This is a genomic window from Peptostreptococcus porci, assembly GCF_009695815.1.
Lineage (GTDB): Bacteria > Bacillota > Clostridia > Peptostreptococcales > Peptostreptococcaceae > Peptostreptococcus > Peptostreptococcus porci.
In genome coordinates, this window is record NZ_VUNE01000001.1 from 640,709 (window position 1) to 659,075 (window position 18,367).

Genomic DNA, 18,367 nt, shown 5'->3' on the forward strand with positions numbered 1-18,367 from the left:
TGTATTGGAGGGAAAGATATGGAAAAAATAGCATTGGCAGGTGGATGCTTCTGGTGTATGGTAAAGCCTTATTCTTCATATGAGGGTATAGAAGAGGTTATCAGTGGTTATACTGGTGGTTCTACAGAAAATCCAACTTATAATGAGGTTTGCTCCGGAGAAACTGGACATTACGAAGCAGTCGAGATTCTATTTGATAGTAGTAAGATTAAGTTGGAAGAAATATTGGATATTTTTTGGAAACAGATTGATCCGTTTGATGATGGTGGTCAATTTGTAGATAGGGGGAGACAATATTCTTCTGCAATATTTTACACATCTGACGAGCAAAGAGAAATAGTAGAAAAATCAAAAATGGGAATAGAAGAAAATTATGGAAACGGGAAAAAAGTCCATACGGAAATACTTCCGTTAAAGAAATTCTATCCTGCAGAGGATTACCATCAAAAATATTATGAGAAAAATAAAAATCACTACAACACTTACTACAAGAATAGTGGAAGGTACAATTTTGTAAAATATTTTTGGGATAGGAATAACAAAGATAGAAACATTCTTAAGGAAAAACTGACTGATTTGCAATTCGAAGTTACTCAAAACGATATGACAGAAATACCTTTTGAAAATGAGTATTTTGATAAATTTGAAAAAGGTATTTATGTTGATATTGTTGATGGAACGCCACTATTCAGTTCTACTGATAAATTTGATTCGGGATGTGGTTGGCCAGCTTTTTCAAAACCAATTCTTGATACGTCAGTAATGGAGAGAACAGACTTTTCACATGGCATGGAAAGAGTAGAGATAAGGAGTATGTCAGCAAATAGCCATTTGGGGCATGTGTTTGATGACGGACCAACAGGACTGAGATACTGTATTAATTCAGCCTCTCTAAAATTTATTCCTGTTGAGAAAATGGATGAGCTTGGCTATTCCGAATACAAAAAATTTGTTGAGTAAATCAAATAATCTGTAATATATAGAAAAAGAGAAAAGAAATGGAAAGAGCATATTATGGAAAAATTGTACTATAGAAAAAGATATTTAGATTCATTGGAAACGACTGTCAAAGAAATAGTACCTTTGAATGGTCAGATTGGGTTGAGGCTTGAAGAAGATATTGTTTTTCCCGGTGGTGGAGGACAAGCGGCTGATATAGCGAGCATTACTGGAAATTCTAATAAAATTTTCGATATACTTTCGGTAAAGGAAGACGAGTTAAGCGGAAATTTACATTATGTAGATGATTCTTCAGGTTTTAATGTTGGAGACAGAGTGAATGTAAATATCGATTGGAAGCATAGAGAGGATAATATGCACCAGCATTCAGGACAGCATATATTATCTGGGTGTTTTTATAAACTTTTTGGTAGAAATACTACTGGACTACATATTGGACAATCAGTTTCACAGCTTGACATAGAAGGGCTATTTGACGATGAAATGGTAGCAGAAATCGAACTATATGCAAATGAAATAATCCAACAGTCCATTGAAGTAGAAAATTATATATCAGAGGACGATAATATTGTAACTAGAAGGAAGTTACCAGATACAGACAACGGAATCAGAATTCTTAAGATAGGAGATCTGGATATCAACGCTTGCTGTGGTATTCATGTTTATAATACAAGAGATCTAAAGCTCATAAAAATAGTGAGGTATTATAAAAACAGAAACGGAACTAGATTTGAGTATTTGGTTGGTAAAAGAGCCATTGATTTTGTATTGAAAAGAGAGTTTGTATTTGAAAAAATACTGAATCTTTATAGTTGTAATGAAGATACGATAATCAATGCTCTGATGAACGAAAGAATAAAAAAGGATGAGTTTGCATTGGAAAAGAAATACCTAGAAAACAAGCTACTGCCAACTATTTCAAATGAGCTTATAGGTAGTGGTGAAACTATTTTCGGTGAAATAACGTTGATATCAAAGGTTTTTTCGAATGATAAAAAGTGGTTTATTGAAGATTTAGCAAAATATATTACCGAAAATAATAGAGCGATTGTTTTGATTGCGAATAAAAAAGAGAAAAATATGGAAATACTACTACAGTGTTCAAAATCTATATTCGATGAACATCCGATGATAAACATGGGACAACTTTGGAAGGAAAACTCTCATATAGTTAGAGCCAAGGGCGGTGGTTCACGGTTTTTGGCTCAGGGAGTTTGCGAAAAAACTGAGGAGATTTCAGTATTTTTTGCGAATATAGAAAACAGTATAAAAAATGAAAAATAAGAAAAGGAGTGTTTTATGACAAAGACTGGATTAATTATTCTTGGCATTTTACTAGTGTTCTTCCTGTACTGTTGTATATCTAATACACTGGCTAAAAACTATGTCGTAAGGAATGTTGTCGGAATATACGTTTTAATTCTAGGAATTCTTTCCGTTATTAGATCGGCTTCTGGTGTAATTCATGGTTTTTATTTGGGGATTGTTGCGATTATACTATCATTCCTGTCATTGATAGTTTTCAAAAAAGACTATAATAAATGCAGAATTATCAATATTATTGCCTTGATAATATCTTCAATTGGAACATATTTTGCATACATTAGATAAAATATGTATTATTGAGTTCCTGTGCGCTAGAGTGCATTCAGGAACTCAATGTTTGGCTTCATATATCAGTTTTTATTTAAGACTGCATCAGTCTATATTATATTTAATTAAGACTATATTTAAATCTATATTATCTATACAATCTATATTATCCTATTTAAGGTTATATAAAATATGCTACAGGCTGAGTCAAATTAGACCTAACACTGTAGCAAAAAACTTATATTCCATTATTTTATCAGGTTGTATCCATTTATAATCAAAGACGTCAATTTATCTGATACAATCGTCGCGTCAAAAAATATCTTGTCACTATCATTGGGATATGTGAAGTACCCATCAGCAAACACATACTTGTCGTTTTTGTGAAGAGAAGAGGTTACGACTTCAATATCACCATCGCTAGAAATCAGATTCTTTAATCTGGTTTCGATAATTGACTCATACTTTACAGTATCTTCGGTATCTAGGTTCTTTGATTGATACTCAAACCTAGATGGTATATTGCTTTTTTTAACAATACCAAAATTATTAGTGAATTTCGCTAGTACAAGTACTGCAAAGACAAGTATTATGCCAGCGTAAATCAGCTTTACCCAAAGAGGTGATTTGTCAGAACTAAAAAATCTCATCTTTTTTTTGGTTTGTTGATTTATCTGCTCTCTCATTTTATTTATGTCATACTGTATTACACGATTGTCGTTGACAACATTTTTATGTGAAGAAGCTTGAGACTGTCTATTGTTTATTGTTTTTTTTCTTTCGGCAAAATTAATGGTTTTTCCAGAATTCTTTTTCGAATTATCACTCATGCAAGTCAACTCCTTTACAATAAAAATGAAGGGTATGTAGTACCCAAATTAACACTTACATTATATTAAATTTAAAGAAAATAGTCAATAAAATACTCGATAATAGTCGATAATATTTTTTATAAAGAGTGAAATTAAATCATATAAAATAATTAAATTTTGAGTTTTATTAATTAAATGATTCTATAGAAACAATTGTGTAAATATGATAAAATATTATAGTAATATGAAATCTACTGAAGCAGGAGGGGTAAATGTGATATTTATTGGTAATAGATATGAGATAACAGATAAGCCAATTTACATAGAAGAAAACAAACTCTACAATGCATATGATTCTGAAAAAAATGTGGATGTAAAGATAAAAATAATTGAAAATAATAGATATATAAGTTTAGATTTTATTCCCAATTTGATAGATGAGAGTGTTGTTGTTAGCGAATTAAAATGTCCGTATATTTTGAAGATAATCGATGTTGGAGTGCATAGAACTGTCGACAATCTTTTATATTACATAGTATATGAAAATTTCAACGGAGTTTCACTAGCTACCCTTAATAAGGGAGCATATCTGCATTTAGAAGCGTTGATTAGGATTTCAACTCAGGTTGTTAAGGCATTGCAGGCATATAGCTCATTGGGAAAAAATCACGGTTCTTTGAAGCCTAATGATATACTAGTTGATGATAAATACAATATAAAAATAGCTGACTTTGGTATAACAGAGGCAAATAGGGGGACAAATATAAGATGCTCCGATAACCTGAAATATCTTTCGCCATCCCAACTTAGTATTGATTTTACTGATATAAAGAGTGATCTTTACTGTTTGGGGCTAATATTATATGAATCTACGTTTAAAAAGTTCCCTTTTAATCAGGCAAATACTGAAAAACAGCTGATGAGAGCTATTGATAAAGGTGTAATCTGGTCAAAGATTAATTTGAGTGGACAAAACAGAGATTTTATTGAAATAATAAAGAAATTGCTAGAGAGAAACGATAATCTTTGCTATAAAAATTATAATGAGGTAATTCTCAGTTTGAGCCATTTTATGTATAAGAGTCAAGAGGAGTTGGAAAACGCCGATATATCTGAGCCTGATTTGGAAGCTGTGTTACATAAGACAGGAAGAATTAGTCCAGAAGAAATGTACAAGACTAGCAAAATCAGTCTGACGGATATTGAGAAGGCACTTGAAAAATCAAGTAATGGAAATAACCAATTAGAAAAGAAAAAAATTAGCAAAAGAGATCATGAAAGGATTAGTAATAAAAAACAAAATCAGAAGAAGAAAAAGAAAAACAGTGTGCTAAAAAAATTGGCAGTTGTGATTATTGTTCTTCTAATAATAGGAAGTATGTTGTATTCATTCCTTATTTAAATTCATTTTGTTTTTTGTCTTGACAATAATTTGCTTAAATGATAAAATGATAAAGGTTATTTAAAAAATATAAAATAAACACAGCAACGGGATTCTTAAAAGGTGCCGATGGTTTTTTAGGAAGTTGAGCGTGCTGGATGTAGAAACTAAGGAGGAAAAATAATGTCAGTAATTTCAATGAAACAATTACTAGAAGCTGGTGTTCATTTCGGTCATCAGACTAGAAGATGGAACCCAAAAATGGCGAGATTTATATTCACAGAAAGAAACGGAATATACATCATCGACTTACAGAAGACAGTTAAGAAAATTGATGAAGCTTACAAATTCATGCAGGAAGTTGCAGAAACAGGAAAGCCAATTCTTTTCGTAGGAACAAAGAAACAAGCTCAAGAGGCTATCAAGGATGAGGCTATTAGATGTGGAATGTTCTATGTAAATGAAAGATGGTTGGGTGGTATGTTGACAAACCACAAGACTATCAAAACTAGAATCCAGAAGCTTAGAGAGCTAGAAGCTATGGAAGAAGATGGAACATTTGATGTTCTTCCTAAGAAGGAAGTTATAAAATTGAGAGCTGAAAAGGAAAAGCTAGAAAAATTCCTAGGTGGTATTAAGGATATGCCTGAGTTACCTGCAGCAATTTTTGTAGTTGATCCAAGAAAAGAAAATATAGCTATACAGGAAGCTCACAGATTAGGAATACCTGTAATAGGAACAGTTGATACAAACTGTGATCCTGATGATTTGGATTTCCCAATACCAGCAAATGATGATGCTATAAGAGCTGTAAAATTAATAACTGCTGCAATGGCAAATGCTGTAATCGAAGCTAGACAAGGTGTTGACGATGTGGCTGATGAAGTGTCTGAAGTAGAAGAGGTTGAAGAAGTTGAATCAACAGAGGAAGCTTCAGAAGTAGAGTAGTTAATACATTATTGAGAACGCTTATGGTAAGGGCTTTGCCCTTACCATTTTATAAATAATAAAAACTAATTAAAAATTATTTTATGGGAGGATTTTACGATGGCTATTACTGCACAGATGGTAAAAGAATTAAGAGAATCAACAGGCGCAGGTATGATGGACTGCAAAAAGGCTCTTACAGAAGCTGATGGAGATATGGAAAGAGCAATAGACATTTTGAGAGAAAAGGGATTATCTAAGGCTGCAAAGAAGGCTGATAGAATCGCTGCAGAAGGTCTAGTTACAATTAAATTAAATGCAGATAATACTGTTGCTGCAATTACTGAAGTTAACTCTGAAACTGACTTCGTTGCGAAGAACGAAGATTTTAAAGTTTTCGTTAACGATGTTACAGAAATGGTTTTGGATGCTGATTTTGCAGATGTTGCTACATTACTTGCTGCACAGCATAAAGAAGGAAAAGCACTACAGGATGTATTGAATGATAGAATCGCTACTATTGGTGAAAAGCTTGATGTAAGAAGATTTGAAAAAGTCTCAACTAATGGTGTTATCTCAGGTTATATTCACGGTGGTGGAAAGATTGGTGTTCTTGTTGTATTAGACACTGATTCTAAGGATGAACAGGTTTCAAAATTAGGAAAAGATATTGCTATGCAGGTTGCTGCAATGAATCCAAAATATATATCAAGAGATGATGTAGATCAAGAATACATTGCTCATGAAAAGGAAGTATTGACTCAGCAGGCATTGAACGAAGGAAAACCAGCTGAAATCGTTGAAAAGATGGTTGTTGGTAGATTGAATAAAGAACTAAAAGAAGTTTGTTTAATGGATCAGGTATACGTAAAGGATTCAGAACTTACTATCTCTAAATTGGTTGCTTCTGTAGAAAAGTCAGTTGGAAGCTCTATCAAAGTATCTAAGGTTGTTAGATATGAAGTTGGAGAAGGCATGGAAAAAAGAGAAGAAAACTTTGCTGACGAAGTTGCAAAGCAATTGAAGTAATTTTAAATTTAAGAGAACACTTTTGTGTTCTCTTTTTTAAAAAACAAATGTAATTAAGGAGATACAAAATGGCTGAACCGGTATACAAAAGGGTATTATTAAAAATAAGTGGAGAAGCACTATCTGGTGGAACTGGATTTGGAATAAATAATGAAGTTCTTAGAGAGATTTCACAAGGTATAAAGGAATTAAATGATGTGGGCGTAGAAATCGCCGTTGTTGTAGGTGGAGGTAATTTCTGGAGAGGAAGAACTAGTAAGGGAATGGATAGAACAACTGCTGATTATATTGGTATGTTGGCGACAGTTATGAATGCTATGGCACTACAGGATTCTCTAGAAGATATAGGAGTACCTACAAGAGTTCAAACTGGAATAGAGATGCGTCAAGTTGCTGAACCATATATTAGAAGAAGAGCGGTAAGACATTTAGAGAAAAAACGTGTGGTTATTTTTGGTGCTGGTACTGGTAATCCATATTTTTCAACTGATACTGCTGCAGCATTGAGAGCAGCGGAAATGGAGGCCGATGTAATTTTATTGGCGAAAAATGTTGATGCTGTTTATGATAAGGATCCAAAAATTCATCCAGATGCAAAGAAATTCGTTAATCTTTCTTATATGGAGGTTATCAATAGAGAGTTAAAGGTTATGGATTCAACTGCGACTTCACTTTGTATGGATAACAAGATAACAATAAAGGTTTTCGAATTATCAACAGAAAACATCATCAAAGTCGTATATGGAGAAGATATTGGTACGACTGTTGAATAAATTAATTCTTGAATAAAAATTATATGATGGTGTAAACTATATAATAGTTGATCTTATAAACAATAATTTTTTTAAAAATCAGTAATGTTTTTATGGAGGAAATATTATGAAGTTAGATGTACATGTACAGCTTGAAGAGCAAATGGAAAAAACAATTGAAGCTCTAAAATTTGAATTTGGAACGATTAGAGCTGGTAGAGCAAATCAGTCTATGCTAGATAAGGTTAGAGTAGATTACTATGGAACACCTACTCCTGTTAATCAAATGGCGGCTATTGCAGTATCAGAAGGTAGAATTTTGACAATAACACCTTGGGATAAATCTAGTATTCATGCAATAGAAAAAGCAATTTCTGAATCCGATATCGGTATAGCACCAACAAATGACGGTTCAGTTATAAGACTAGTAGTTCCACAGCTTACAGAAGAAAGAAGAAAAGAGCTTGCAAAGAAGGCTTCCAAGGCTTCTGAAGCTTTTAAAGTGAGAATAAGAAACGAAAGAAGAGATGCCAACGACAAGATCAAAAAACTAGAAAAATCTAGTGAGCTTACTGAGGATGATGCTAAAAAAGCAACTGAAGAAGTTCAGAAAATGACTGATAAGTATGTAAAATTAATTGATCAGTTGACAGATGAAAAAGAAAAGGATATTATGGCTGTATAATAGAATAGAATAGAATAAAATTCAATCCTACCATGGTAAAATCACTGTGGTGGGATTTTTTATTTGTTGTATATTATTTTATTTTTATCTATCCATAGGGGATGAATATGGGGTATAATATAGTTATACACTTTTTAATATTGAAAGTGATTTGAAACGATAATGGAAAGGACGTACTTTTGTACATTTAGCTATGAAACAGAATTATTATGATATTGATATAGAAAAAATTCCAAATCACATTGCTATTATTATGGATGGAAATGGGAGATGGGCAAAATCAAAGTTTATGCCGAGAACATATGGACATAAAGTCGGAGTTGAAACGATAAGAAAAATAGTAAAAGAATGTTCACGCTTGGGAGTAAAGTATCTGACGTTATATGCATTTTCTACTGAAAACTGGAAAAGACCTCAAGAGGAAGTATCAGCTTTAATGGGACTTTTGGTTACCTATTTAAAAAATGAATTGGATGAATTGCATAAAAACAATGTGAAGATACTGACTATTGGGGATATTTCCAAATTACCAGATGTATGTGTTGATGAATTGGAAAAATCAATTGAAAAAACAAAAAATAATACGGGAGTTACACTAAGTCTTGCACTTAACTATGGTTCGAGGGATGATATAAAAAAAGCAGTCAGAGAGATTTCTAAGGATGTTTCTGATGGTAAAATCAGTGTTGAGGATATCGATGACGAGATGATTTCCAAGCACTTATATACAAAAAATATAATTGACCCTGACTTGGTTATTAGGACGAGTGGTGAACAGAGATTGAGTAATTTCTTATTGTGGGAGATTGCATATTCGGAGTTTTATTTCACAGATATTCACTGGCCGGATTTTGATGAGGAGAACTTACAAAAGGCTATTTATTCGTACCAGAAAAGGGATAGACGATTCGGGGCAGTAAAATAGGAGGAAGCTTATGAAACAAAGGTTAGTATCAGCAATGTTTTTGTTACCTTTATTGATATTATTGGTTATTAAAGGTATACCACTATATATTGGTGGAGTGATTTTGATGTGTATTGCATTACACGAATTCTATTGTGCTTTCGAAAATCTGGATATTCACCCTGTAAAGGAATTGGGATATATCTATTCTGTAATATTGCTCTTCGGAAATATATATCAATGGAGGAGTGAAACTTTTTCACTATTACTTTTCGTCGTATTTATGGTTGGAATGATCTATATTCTTACGCAAAAAAGAAATGTATTGGAAATTTCAATTACTTTTTCAGGGATAATGTATATATGTTATTGTTTTAATTATATTATTAATACGATTGACTATATTGATGGTGGAAATATTTATGTTTGGTTGATTTTTATTATTGCATTTATTACGGATACTGGAGCTTATTTTGTAGGAAAAAATTTTGGGAAAAAGAAACTGATTCCTAATATTAGTCCCAATAAAACTGTTGAAGGTAGCTTAGGTGGGATTGTATGCTGTGTGCTTTTTAGTTTGATATTTGCATTAATTTTTAAGCTGGATATAGGCAAGGTACTTGTTCTCTCTGTTTTCGGATCCGTTTTTGGTCAAATAGGTGATTTGCTGGCATCTTCAATAAAAAGATATGTTGGGATAAAGGACTTTGGAAAATTGATACCAGGTCATGGAGGTGTATTAGACAGATTTGATAGCGTTCTTTTAGTTGCGCCATATGTGTATTTGGTTTTGCTATATTTCCAACATAAGCTATAATTGGATTGTTAATTTGGAGGAGGTATCTATGAAAGTTTTTAAGATGATTTCTCTCATATCGATGGTTTCGATAATTTCTATTTCTGTATTATCTGGTTGTTCTGAAAAGAATAGCTTGAATTCAAAAAAAGAAAATGACAAATCATCAATTTCAAAAAATGTAGAGACAGATGTAAATACAGACTTATTAAATAAATCTGGTATGGATATTGAATCGAGATATCTGTTGCCAACTGGATATAAGAGAGTGGAGGCTAATAGTGATTCTTTCGCCTATTTTCTGAGACATGAGAAGCTAAAGCCATATGGAGAAAAATCTGACTATTATAATGGTGCTAAAAAACCAAATCAAGGTGTTTATGATTCCGTATTTGATGTAGATTTGGAAGGCAAGAATTTGCTACACTGTGCAGATGCATGTTACAAATTTATTGGAGATTATCTATATAAAAAGGGAGATTATTCTAAGATGAGATTTAAATTTGTTTCAGGTGGTGTTGCCGATTTTGGGAAATACACTAGAGGATATAGAGTAGATCCGGAAACTGGAGAGTATTTCCTAATGGCAGAGCCTTCAACAAATGAAAGCGTATATAAGAAGTTTATGACAGTGGTATATGCGTATAGTGGAACTCTTTCTTTGGTGGAAGATACATTTAAGGTGGATATCGATGATATAGAAATAGGCGATATGTTCGTAGTAGGAGGTACTCCGGGAACTAAGAGAGTTGGGCACGCTATTATGGTGGTCGATATGGCAGTAAATGGTAATAAAAAAATAGTTATGTTGGCACAGTCATATATGCCTGCACAACAGACTCAGATATTGATCAACAAAATCAATAAGGACACTTCACCATGGTATAGCATTGATGAAATAAAAGAGAGTGGAATATTAAAAACTCCACAATGGACATTTAAGTTGGATGAGTTAAGACGGTTTAATATTCAATAATTAATGTAATTTATTCTGATGTTCAATAATAAAACTTCATGAAAAGAAAAGCTCGCAATTTCAACCCCTAAAGGTAGTATTGTGAGCTTTTTATATTAGATTATATATTAGATTATATATTAGATTATATATTATCAATTTCCTTTAGAAGTGTACTTACTATTTCTTCCTGAGGAACTCTCTTGATTATTTCACCTTTTTTGAACAATAGGCCAACACCGTTCCCACCAGCAATTCCAATATCGGCTTCTTTTGCTTCTCCTGGTCCATTTACTGCACATCCCATAATTGCAACAGTAATGTCCTTTTCGAGATGTTCTATTTTTTGTTCAATTTCGCCTGCAAAATTAATCAAATCAATTTGACACCTTCCACAGGTAGGGCATGAAACTATTTTTATTTTGTCGTTTAACAGTCCTACACTTCTCAGGATTTCTTTTCCAACACCTATTTCCTCTGTTGGATCGCCTGTCAAAGAAACTCTAATGGTATCACCAATACCATCTACCAAAAGTCCACCTATGCCGATAGAAGACTTTATTGTTCCCTTTTTTATACCACCCGATTCTGTTATTCCCAAATGGAGTGGATAGCTTACTTTTGATGATATTAATCTATACGCTTGAACTGATTTTATTACATCGGAATTTTTTAATGATATTACAATATCATCGAAATCCAAATCCTCCAGTATTTTTATATGTCCTAATGCAGATTGAACCATCGCTTCTGGCGTAGCTGAGCCAAATCTTTCAAGAAGTTCTTTTTCAAGAGAACCTCCATTTACTCCTATTCTAATCGGTATGGATCTTTTTTTACAGCTTTCGACAACCATTTTTACTCTTTCTATATCGCCGATATTTCCAGGATTTATTCTTATTGCGTCAATACCTTGATTTACTGCTTCAAGAGCAAGTCGATAATCAAAGTGAATGTCGGCTACAATTGGAATATTTGTGTTATTTTTTATTTCACCTATATTTTTTGCTGCTGATAAATCGGGTACAGCAATTCTTACAATATCACACCCTGCATCTTCCAGCCTTGCTATTTGGTTGATAGTTGATTTTGAATCCCTTGTATCAGTATTGGTCATAGACTGTACTGTTATTGGGGCGTCACCACCTATAAAAATATCTCCAACTCTTATTTTTTTTGTATGTTTTCTAAGATGATTCATTTTTTACCTTTCTAAATATTAATTTCTAAAGAATAGTCTGACTATGTCCTTATAGGTTATGAATAACATAAATCCCATAAGTGCTATTAGCCCAATTCCATTTATGTAACCTTCAATTTTTGCTGGAACTTTTTTGCCACCTCTTAGACCCTCAAAAATTAGCATAATGATTCTCCAGCCATCAAGTGCAGGTATTGGAAGCAGGTTCATAATTCCAATATTCAAGCTTATCAGTGCCGTCATAAAAACTAGATCCAAAATACCAGTTGTAGCTGCTTTTGAAACCATATTTACGACTCCGACTGGTCCAGAAAGTGAGTCCATTATTTTTCCGGAAAGCTGTCCAGTTACTAATTGACCCAAGAATATCAACATAGTTTTAGAAATTTGATAAGTCGATACAATTGCTTGCTTTGGTGCCTTTAGCAAATCTGTTTTGTATTTTGGGTTGATTCCAATCACATATTTTCCAGCGCTTTTTTCTGGAATTACTGTTGTGGATTTATCTTTACTTCCTCTTTTGTATCGTATAGTCAATTCTTTGCCGTCAGATCCTGAAATTAGCTTGCTAACATCATTAAATGAATCTAAGCTATTGCCATTGATTGAAACCAGCTTATCGCCAGACTGCAATCCTGCTGAATAAGCAGGAGAGTTTTTTTGAACAATGTCTAATGTCGTCGTAGGAAATCCAACAATGGCATAAAATGGTATCAATAGCAAAACACAAAGAATTATATTTGCTAGTGGTCCTGCTACAATGGACAAGAATCTTTCCTTTAAAGTCTTTTTTCCAAATGAGTTTGGATCATCTGATTCTTCATCTTCACCTTCCATTGCGACAAAACCACCAATAGGTAATGCTCTGATTGAGTAAACTGTGCCGTTTTTTTCCTTCTTGAAGAGAGTAGGTCCCATTCCGATCGCAAACTCGTGTATAGTTACACCAGCTCTTTTTGCAAAATAAAAATGACCTAATTCATGTATAAAAATTATTATGCCAAATACTAATATGGCTGCTATTATATTCATTTATTCACCTTCCTTATCATCAATTTGAAAATATAACACTATCATTAATCTTAAATATAAAATTATTTCAAGTAGTCTTCAATAAATCTCCTTGTCCATTCGTCCGTATACAAAATATCCTCCAGTGTTGGATTTTCAATATAATTGTGCTTTCTTATCGCAAGCTCAATGTATTTCGGGATATCATAAAAACCAATTTCATCATTTAAAAATTTTGAAACCAAAACTTCATTTGCTGCATTTAGTACAGTACAATCAGTACCTCCATTTTCAAGTGCATCATAAGCTAATTTTAAGCACGGGAAAACATCTAAATCAGGTTTTTCAAAAGAAAGATTTGCAATTGAAAAAAGATCAAGTTTTTCGAAATTCGATGGTATTCTGCTTGGATATGTTAGTGCGTATTGGATTGGGACTCTCATATCAGGACATCCCAATTGGGCGATGATTGAAGAATCCTCAAATTGAACCATCGAATGGACTATGCTCTGTGGATGAACATGAACCACAATATCACTTGGTGACACGTCAAATAACCATCTCGCTTCAATTACCTCCAAGCCCTTGTTCATAAGGGTAGAGGAGTCTATAGTTATTTTTTGACCCATTGTCCAGTTGGGATGCTTTAATGCATCGTTTTTTGTTACGTTTTCAAGCTCTGACTTCGTTTTTCCTCTGAAAGGACCACCTGATGCTGTTAGCAGGATTTTGTCTATCCTATTGTCCCTTTCGCCAGTAATACACTGAAAAATTGCACTATGCTCGCTATCAACTGGAATGATTTTTGCATTGTGTTTTTTAGCCTCTTCCATAACAATTTTTCCAGCAGTTACAAGCGTTTCCTTGTTGGCTAGAGCAATTGTAGTTGATTTTTTTATGGCTTCAAGAGTTGGTTTTAAACCAATCATACCAACGACTGCTGTAACAAGGATATCAATTGTTTTTGAGGAAGCAATATTTATCAATCCATCCATTCCATAGTATACCTCTAGGTTATCATATACAGAACGATAAACATCATTTTTGCGTTTTGATTCTAAAATGCTTAAAAAGTATTCATATTTATATCTGTCAAAGATTGCAACCTTTTTAGGTTTAAATTCTTCTATCTGTTCTACTAACAAATCTACATTTTTATTCGTTGTGATACCTTCTATCGAAAATAGGTCGCTATGTTCTCTAACGATATCAAGTGTTTGAGTACCTATTGATCCGGTCGAACCTAATATTGAAATTTTCATCTATTCACTTCCAATTCATATTTTTCTTATTTTAAAAATAATTATACTTTCAATACCTAAATTGTAGCTTAAAGAGAAAAAATAGACATGAATAAAAAAATTAAAAAATTTTGAGGTTTTCGATTATGTTTTTGTGGAAAAGGTGAAGGATTTGGTATAAGCTTGCGAAAAAAAATTAATTGATTCAACCTATATTGATATTTGAATAAACACACAATGCAAAGAAAAATATCAATATGCCAATACAAATTTACTCAATAGATAAATAATATGGCGAAATATATCAAAATAATAAATAATATATATCTAAATAATAAATAAAAGTATATCAAAATGATAAATAAAGTAAATATTAAGTGTTGACATTGGATTTTTATCGTTGTATATTATTGACAAACGAAAGATGTTTTAAAAAGAGTATGAGGTGATACAGATGTTTGAAATAAAGGAAAATTCAAGACGAAAAGATAATGCAGATTTTACCGAAAGTAGGGTAATGGACAGCAGAAAAAGCATAGATAGATTTATAAACATTTCACCACAAAATTATATAAAAGCACTTGAAAATTCAATGCCAAAAAAATCTATGATTCCGATTGTATTGATCAGTATTATGGATAGAGATAACAGGATTAATATGACATTAGATGAACTGTCAGAACTTCTTCAATATCCAAAGACAGGTTTGTCGGTAATCTTCGGGGAGTATAAAAGAAGAGATTTTTTGCGAAAAATAAGGAATGGTGTATATATGATAAATCCATTAATTTCATATAAGGGATCAAAATATGAGAGAGATAAGCTGGTGTATAGTTATAATCAAATAAAGAATGGGAATGGTGGTTTGAAATGAACTTGAGTATTGATAGAGAAGTTATGAGATGGTTTGACTCTTTATTTCAAAGTCAAAATGACGTGATTAGCATAAATAATTTTATATGCAAATTGGATGATTACGATAAAAGTATGATTGGCGGAAAAGTAATATCATTGGGTAAGTACTCTACAAACTATTGGAAGCTGGAGTTTAACATATCTGATTCATATTTACTGAGATTGAAAAAAAATATTCACCCATTATTTAATGAGTATATTTATGAGGAGCTTACACTTTATAATGACGATAATATGTTTACGACAATAAATAGATTTGTGATTAGAGTTTTTAATATTGTAGCAGATTATGAATATGATGTCAGAGAAGGTGCTTATTATATCAACTATAATAGGTATTTTGTAGATATATGCAGGGGGATTAGTCATGGCGATGTGATAAAACTAGATTATGATGTTTTGATGCTTGTAAACAGTGATAACAATATAGTTTTTTTTAATGATGAAAATACAATCAAATTAAATCTAAGATTTGACACCGAAATGGGCGAGGATATACTCGACAGCTTGTTAGATCTTAGAAAATCGATAATAACAAGTAAGATTTATTAGGAAGGATGTGGAAGATTATGAACGCAGAAAAAATGACATTAAGAGTACAAAATGCACTAAACGACGCTTTTTCGGAAGCCGTTAAAAATAATAATCAGCAAGTAGATTCAATTCATTTGGTATATTCTTTGATTAATCAAGAGGATGGTCTTATTTCGAGTATTCTTGAAAAAATGAATATCAAAACAGAATCAATTCTTGGAGCCTTAAAAAATGAGCTAAATAAGCTCCCTAGAGTAACTGGAGAAGGTGTAAATTCTCAGGGAATAACAGCTACTAGAAAAATTAATGATATTTTGGTAAGGGCAGAGAGTATATCCGTTGATTTTAATGATTCATACATAAGTGTTGAACACCTAATGCTTGCGATATTCGATGTGGAAAAAAATACAAATATATCGAAAATATTTGCTCAATACAATCTAGATAAAACTAAATTTTTGGAAGTATTAAGAGAGGTGAGAGGTAATCAGAGAGTAGACACTCAGGATCCCGAGGGTACTTATGATGCATTATCAAAGTATGGGATTGATCTTGTGAAATTGGCTCGTGATAATAAGTTGGATCCAGTTATTGGTAGAGATGAAGAGATAAGAAGAACGATAAGAATACTATCAAGAAGAACTAAAAACAATCCTGTTCTTATCGGTGAGCCAGGTGTTGGTAAGACAGCTATAGTTGAGGGTTTGGCTCAACGAATTGTAAAGGGAGATGTTCCTGAGGGTCTGAAAAATAAGACAATTTACTCACTTGATATGGGAGCATTGATTGCTGGTGCAAAGTATAGAGGTGAGTTCGAGGAAAGACTTAAAGCAGTGTTGAAGGAAGTTACAAGCTCAGATGGCAAAATAATTCTTTTTATTGATGAAATACATAATATAGTTGGTGCTGGTAAGACAGAAGGCTCTATGGATGCAGGTAATCTAATAAAGCCTATTCTTGCAAGAGGTGAACTAAACTGTATAGGTGCTACGACATTTGATGAATATAGAAAGTATATAGAGAAAGATAAGGCGCTTGAAAGAAGATTTCAGCCAGTAATTGTCGATGAACCTTCAGTTGAAGATACGATTTCAATTCTTAGAGGATTAAAGGAGAGATTTGAAATTCATCATGGTATAAAGATACATGATAATGCAATAGTTGCTGCTGCGAAGCTTTCTGATAGATATATTCAAGATAGGTTTTTGCCGGATAAGGCCATTGATCTGATTGACGAAGCTGGTGCAATGATCAGGAGTGAGATTGATTCACTTCCTACTGAGCTAGATGATGTCAGAAGAAAAATGTTTACACTTGAAACAGAAAGGGAAGCTCTGTTGAAGGAAGATGATGAAAAGTCAAAAAATAGGCTGTTAGAGCTTGAGAGCGAGCTTGCTAATTTAAGAGAAGAAAATGATTCATTGACATCTAGATATGAGGTGGAAAAGAGTAAAATAATGGATTTGAAATCTTTAAAGCAGAAATTAGATGATGCAAGGTCTAAGGTTGAAAGATATGAAAGAGAATATGACTTCAATAAAGCTGCAGAAGTAAAATATGGAGAGATACCAAATCTAGAGGCGCAAATTCGAAAACACGAAGAGGAATACTCTAGGCAAGCAGAAAACATACTACTGAAGGAGGATGTTACTGAGGATGAAATAGCAGAGATAATTTCAAAATGGACTGGAATACCAATCACAAAGCTGGTGGAGTCTGAGAAAGAAAAGCTAATAAATCTAGAGTCAATTCTTCACAGGAGAGTAGTTGGGCAGGACGAGGCTGTTAAAGCTGTTTCGGATGCTATTATAAGATCTCGTGCTGGATTGAGTGACCCAAAGAAGCCAGTTGGTTCATTTATTTTCTTAGGTCCTACAGGTGTAGGAAAAACTGAGCTGGCAAAAACTTTGGCTAGAGAATTATTCGACAGCGAGGATGCGATAGTAAGGATAGATATGTCTGAATATATGGAAAAGCATAGTGTATCAAGGTTGGTTGGACCGCCTCCAGGTTATGTTGGATATGAAGAAGGTGGGCAGTTGACTGAAGCAGTTAGGAGAAAGCCATATTCGGTAATCCTTTTCGATGAAATAGAAAAAGCACATGATGATGTTTTTAATATATTCCTACAAATTTTGGACGATGGTAGATTAACAGATAACAAAGGTAAAACAGTTGACTTCAAGAATACTCTGATAATTATGACATCAAATATCGGTAGTCATCTGCTTTTGGAGCAACAAAGAAACGAAAATGATGCCATAGATGTTAATGAAGCGGTTTTAAACATAATGAGATCAAGATTTAAGCCTGAGTTTCTAAATAGAGTCGACGACATAATAATGTTTAAACCTTTGGAAAAGGAAGAGATAAAGAACATTATTGACATATTCCTTGATGATTTGAGAAATAGATTGGCAGATAGGGATATTGAGTTGAATATTACTGATGGTGCAAAAGATTATATTGTCGAAGTTGGTTATGACCCTGTATATGGTGCAAGACCACTAAAAAGATACATAAATAATAGTATCGAAACGCAAATAGCAAAAAAAATAGTATTGGGATATTTTGAAAATGGAGATGCTATTTTAATAGACAACCATGATGGAGAATTAATTATTAACAAGAAATGCAAATAAAAATAAGATTATTGCTCTAAATCTTTACA

18 protein-coding genes are annotated in these 18,367 nt (G+C 32.9%); 14 read left to right on the forward strand and 4 right to left on the reverse strand.

All coding sequences use genetic code 11. The annotated features are described in order from the left end of the window. The first annotated feature begins 18 nt into the window (after positions 1–18). Genes msrB through FYJ71_RS02860 form a run of 3 tightly spaced genes read left to right on the forward strand, consistent with a single transcriptional unit; the run spans position 19 to position 2,571 of the window. Positions 19–960: a peptide-methionine (R)-S-oxide reductase MsrB gene (gene msrB / locus FYJ71_RS02850; protein WP_154537285.1), complete on the forward strand. Its 942-nt coding sequence runs from the start codon at positions 19–21 to the stop codon at positions 958–960. Positions 961–1,014: 54 nt separating this feature from the next. After that, positions 1,015–2,244, forward strand: coding sequence for an alanyl-tRNA editing protein (locus tag FYJ71_RS02855; RefSeq protein WP_154537286.1), 1,230 nt, complete (start codon positions 1,015–1,017; stop codon positions 2,242–2,244). Between the two features lie 15 nt (positions 2,245–2,259). Further along, positions 2,260–2,571 (forward strand): hypothetical protein, encoded by a 312-nt coding sequence (locus FYJ71_RS02860; RefSeq protein WP_154537287.1) that lies wholly within the window; start codon positions 2,260–2,262, stop codon positions 2,569–2,571. 230 nt (positions 2,572–2,801) lie between these two features. Here the strand turns inward: FYJ71_RS02860 and FYJ71_RS02865 are convergent, their stop codons facing one another. Then, positions 2,802–3,383, reverse strand: a complete 582-nt coding sequence (locus FYJ71_RS02865; protein WP_154537288.1) for a hypothetical protein — start codon at positions 3,381–3,383, stop codon at positions 2,802–2,804. 256 nt (positions 3,384–3,639) lie between these two features. On the opposite strand from FYJ71_RS02865, the gene FYJ71_RS02870 reads away from it, so the two are divergent. From FYJ71_RS02870 to FYJ71_RS02905, 8 genes are all read left to right on the forward strand, one after another. Further along, positions 3,640–4,767 (forward strand): protein kinase domain-containing protein, encoded by a 1,128-nt coding sequence (locus tag FYJ71_RS02870; protein ID WP_328597738.1) that lies wholly within the window; start codon positions 3,640–3,642, stop codon positions 4,765–4,767. A 162-nt stretch (positions 4,768–4,929) separates the two neighbouring features. Further along, positions 4,930–5,694 carry a 30S ribosomal protein S2 gene (gene rpsB, locus FYJ71_RS02875; protein ID WP_154537290.1) on the forward strand — a complete coding sequence of 255 codons (765 nt, stop codon included), beginning with the start codon at positions 4,930–4,932 and terminating at the stop codon, positions 5,692–5,694. Positions 5,695–5,793: 99 nt separating this feature from the next. Next, positions 5,794–6,702, forward strand: coding sequence for a translation elongation factor Ts (gene tsf / locus FYJ71_RS02880; RefSeq protein ID WP_154537291.1), 909 nt, complete (start codon positions 5,794–5,796; stop codon positions 6,700–6,702). Positions 6,703–6,770: 68 nt separating this feature from the next. Further along, on the forward strand, positions 6,771–7,475 hold the full coding sequence (pyrH, locus tag FYJ71_RS02885; RefSeq protein ID WP_154537292.1) for a UMP kinase: 705 nt from the start codon (positions 6,771–6,773) through the stop codon (positions 7,473–7,475). 106 nt (positions 7,476–7,581) lie between these two features. Next, on the forward strand, positions 7,582–8,139 hold the full coding sequence (gene frr, locus FYJ71_RS02890; protein ID WP_154537293.1) for a ribosome recycling factor: 558 nt from the start codon (positions 7,582–7,584) through the stop codon (positions 8,137–8,139). A gap of 193 nt (positions 8,140–8,332) precedes the next feature. Further along, the gene (locus FYJ71_RS02895; protein ID WP_154537294.1) at positions 8,333–9,064 is read left to right on the forward strand and encodes an isoprenyl transferase; all 732 of its coding nucleotides are present in this window, start codon (positions 8,333–8,335) and stop codon (positions 9,062–9,064) included. Positions 9,065–9,074: 10 nt separating this feature from the next. Beyond that, entirely contained in the window at positions 9,075–9,860 is a 786-nt protein-coding gene (locus FYJ71_RS02900; protein ID WP_154537295.1) for a phosphatidate cytidylyltransferase, read from the forward strand. 28 nt (positions 9,861–9,888) lie between these two features. Beyond that, positions 9,889–10,815: a DUF4846 domain-containing protein gene (locus tag FYJ71_RS02905; RefSeq protein WP_154537296.1), complete on the forward strand. Its 927-nt coding sequence runs from the start codon at positions 9,889–9,891 to the stop codon at positions 10,813–10,815. Between the two features lie 124 nt (positions 10,816–10,939). Here FYJ71_RS02905 and ispG read toward each other — a convergent pair whose 3' ends face one another. The 3 genes from ispG to FYJ71_RS02920 all read right to left on the reverse strand — a co-directional run bounded on the left by ispG (position 10,940) and on the right by FYJ71_RS02920 (position 14,268). Next, on the reverse strand, positions 10,940–11,995 hold the full coding sequence (gene ispG / locus FYJ71_RS02910) for a flavodoxin-dependent (E)-4-hydroxy-3-methylbut-2-enyl-diphosphate synthase (protein ID WP_154537297.1): 1,056 nt from the start codon (positions 11,993–11,995) through the stop codon (positions 10,940–10,942). Between the two features lie 18 nt (positions 11,996–12,013). Then, complete coding sequence (gene rseP, locus FYJ71_RS02915) at positions 12,014–13,027, reverse strand: RIP metalloprotease RseP (protein ID WP_154537298.1); 1,014 nt, start codon at positions 13,025–13,027, stop codon at positions 12,014–12,016. Positions 13,028–13,089: 62 nt separating this feature from the next. Continuing rightward, on the reverse strand, positions 13,090–14,268 hold the full coding sequence (locus tag FYJ71_RS02920; RefSeq protein WP_154537299.1) for a 1-deoxy-D-xylulose-5-phosphate reductoisomerase: 1,179 nt from the start codon (positions 14,266–14,268) through the stop codon (positions 13,090–13,092). Positions 14,269–14,701: 433 nt separating this feature from the next. On the opposite strand from FYJ71_RS02920, the gene FYJ71_RS02925 reads away from it, so the two are divergent. Genes FYJ71_RS02925 through clpB form a run of 3 tightly spaced genes read left to right on the forward strand, consistent with a single transcriptional unit; the run spans position 14,702 to position 18,338 of the window. Continuing rightward, positions 14,702–15,121 (forward strand): replication/maintenance protein RepL, encoded by a 420-nt coding sequence (locus FYJ71_RS02925; protein ID WP_154537300.1) that lies wholly within the window; start codon positions 14,702–14,704, stop codon positions 15,119–15,121. Then, a complete protein-coding gene (locus FYJ71_RS02930) occupies positions 15,118–15,714 on the forward strand; it encodes a hypothetical protein (RefSeq protein WP_154537301.1) in 597 nt (198 codons plus the stop codon). Before FYJ71_RS02925 ends, FYJ71_RS02930 begins: the two co-directional genes overlap by 4 nt. Positions 15,715–15,731: 17 nt before the next feature. Further along, on the forward strand, positions 15,732–18,338 hold the full coding sequence (clpB, locus tag FYJ71_RS02935) for an ATP-dependent chaperone ClpB (RefSeq protein WP_154537302.1): 2,607 nt from the start codon (positions 15,732–15,734) through the stop codon (positions 18,336–18,338). The last annotated feature ends 29 nt before the right edge of the window (positions 18,339–18,367 follow it).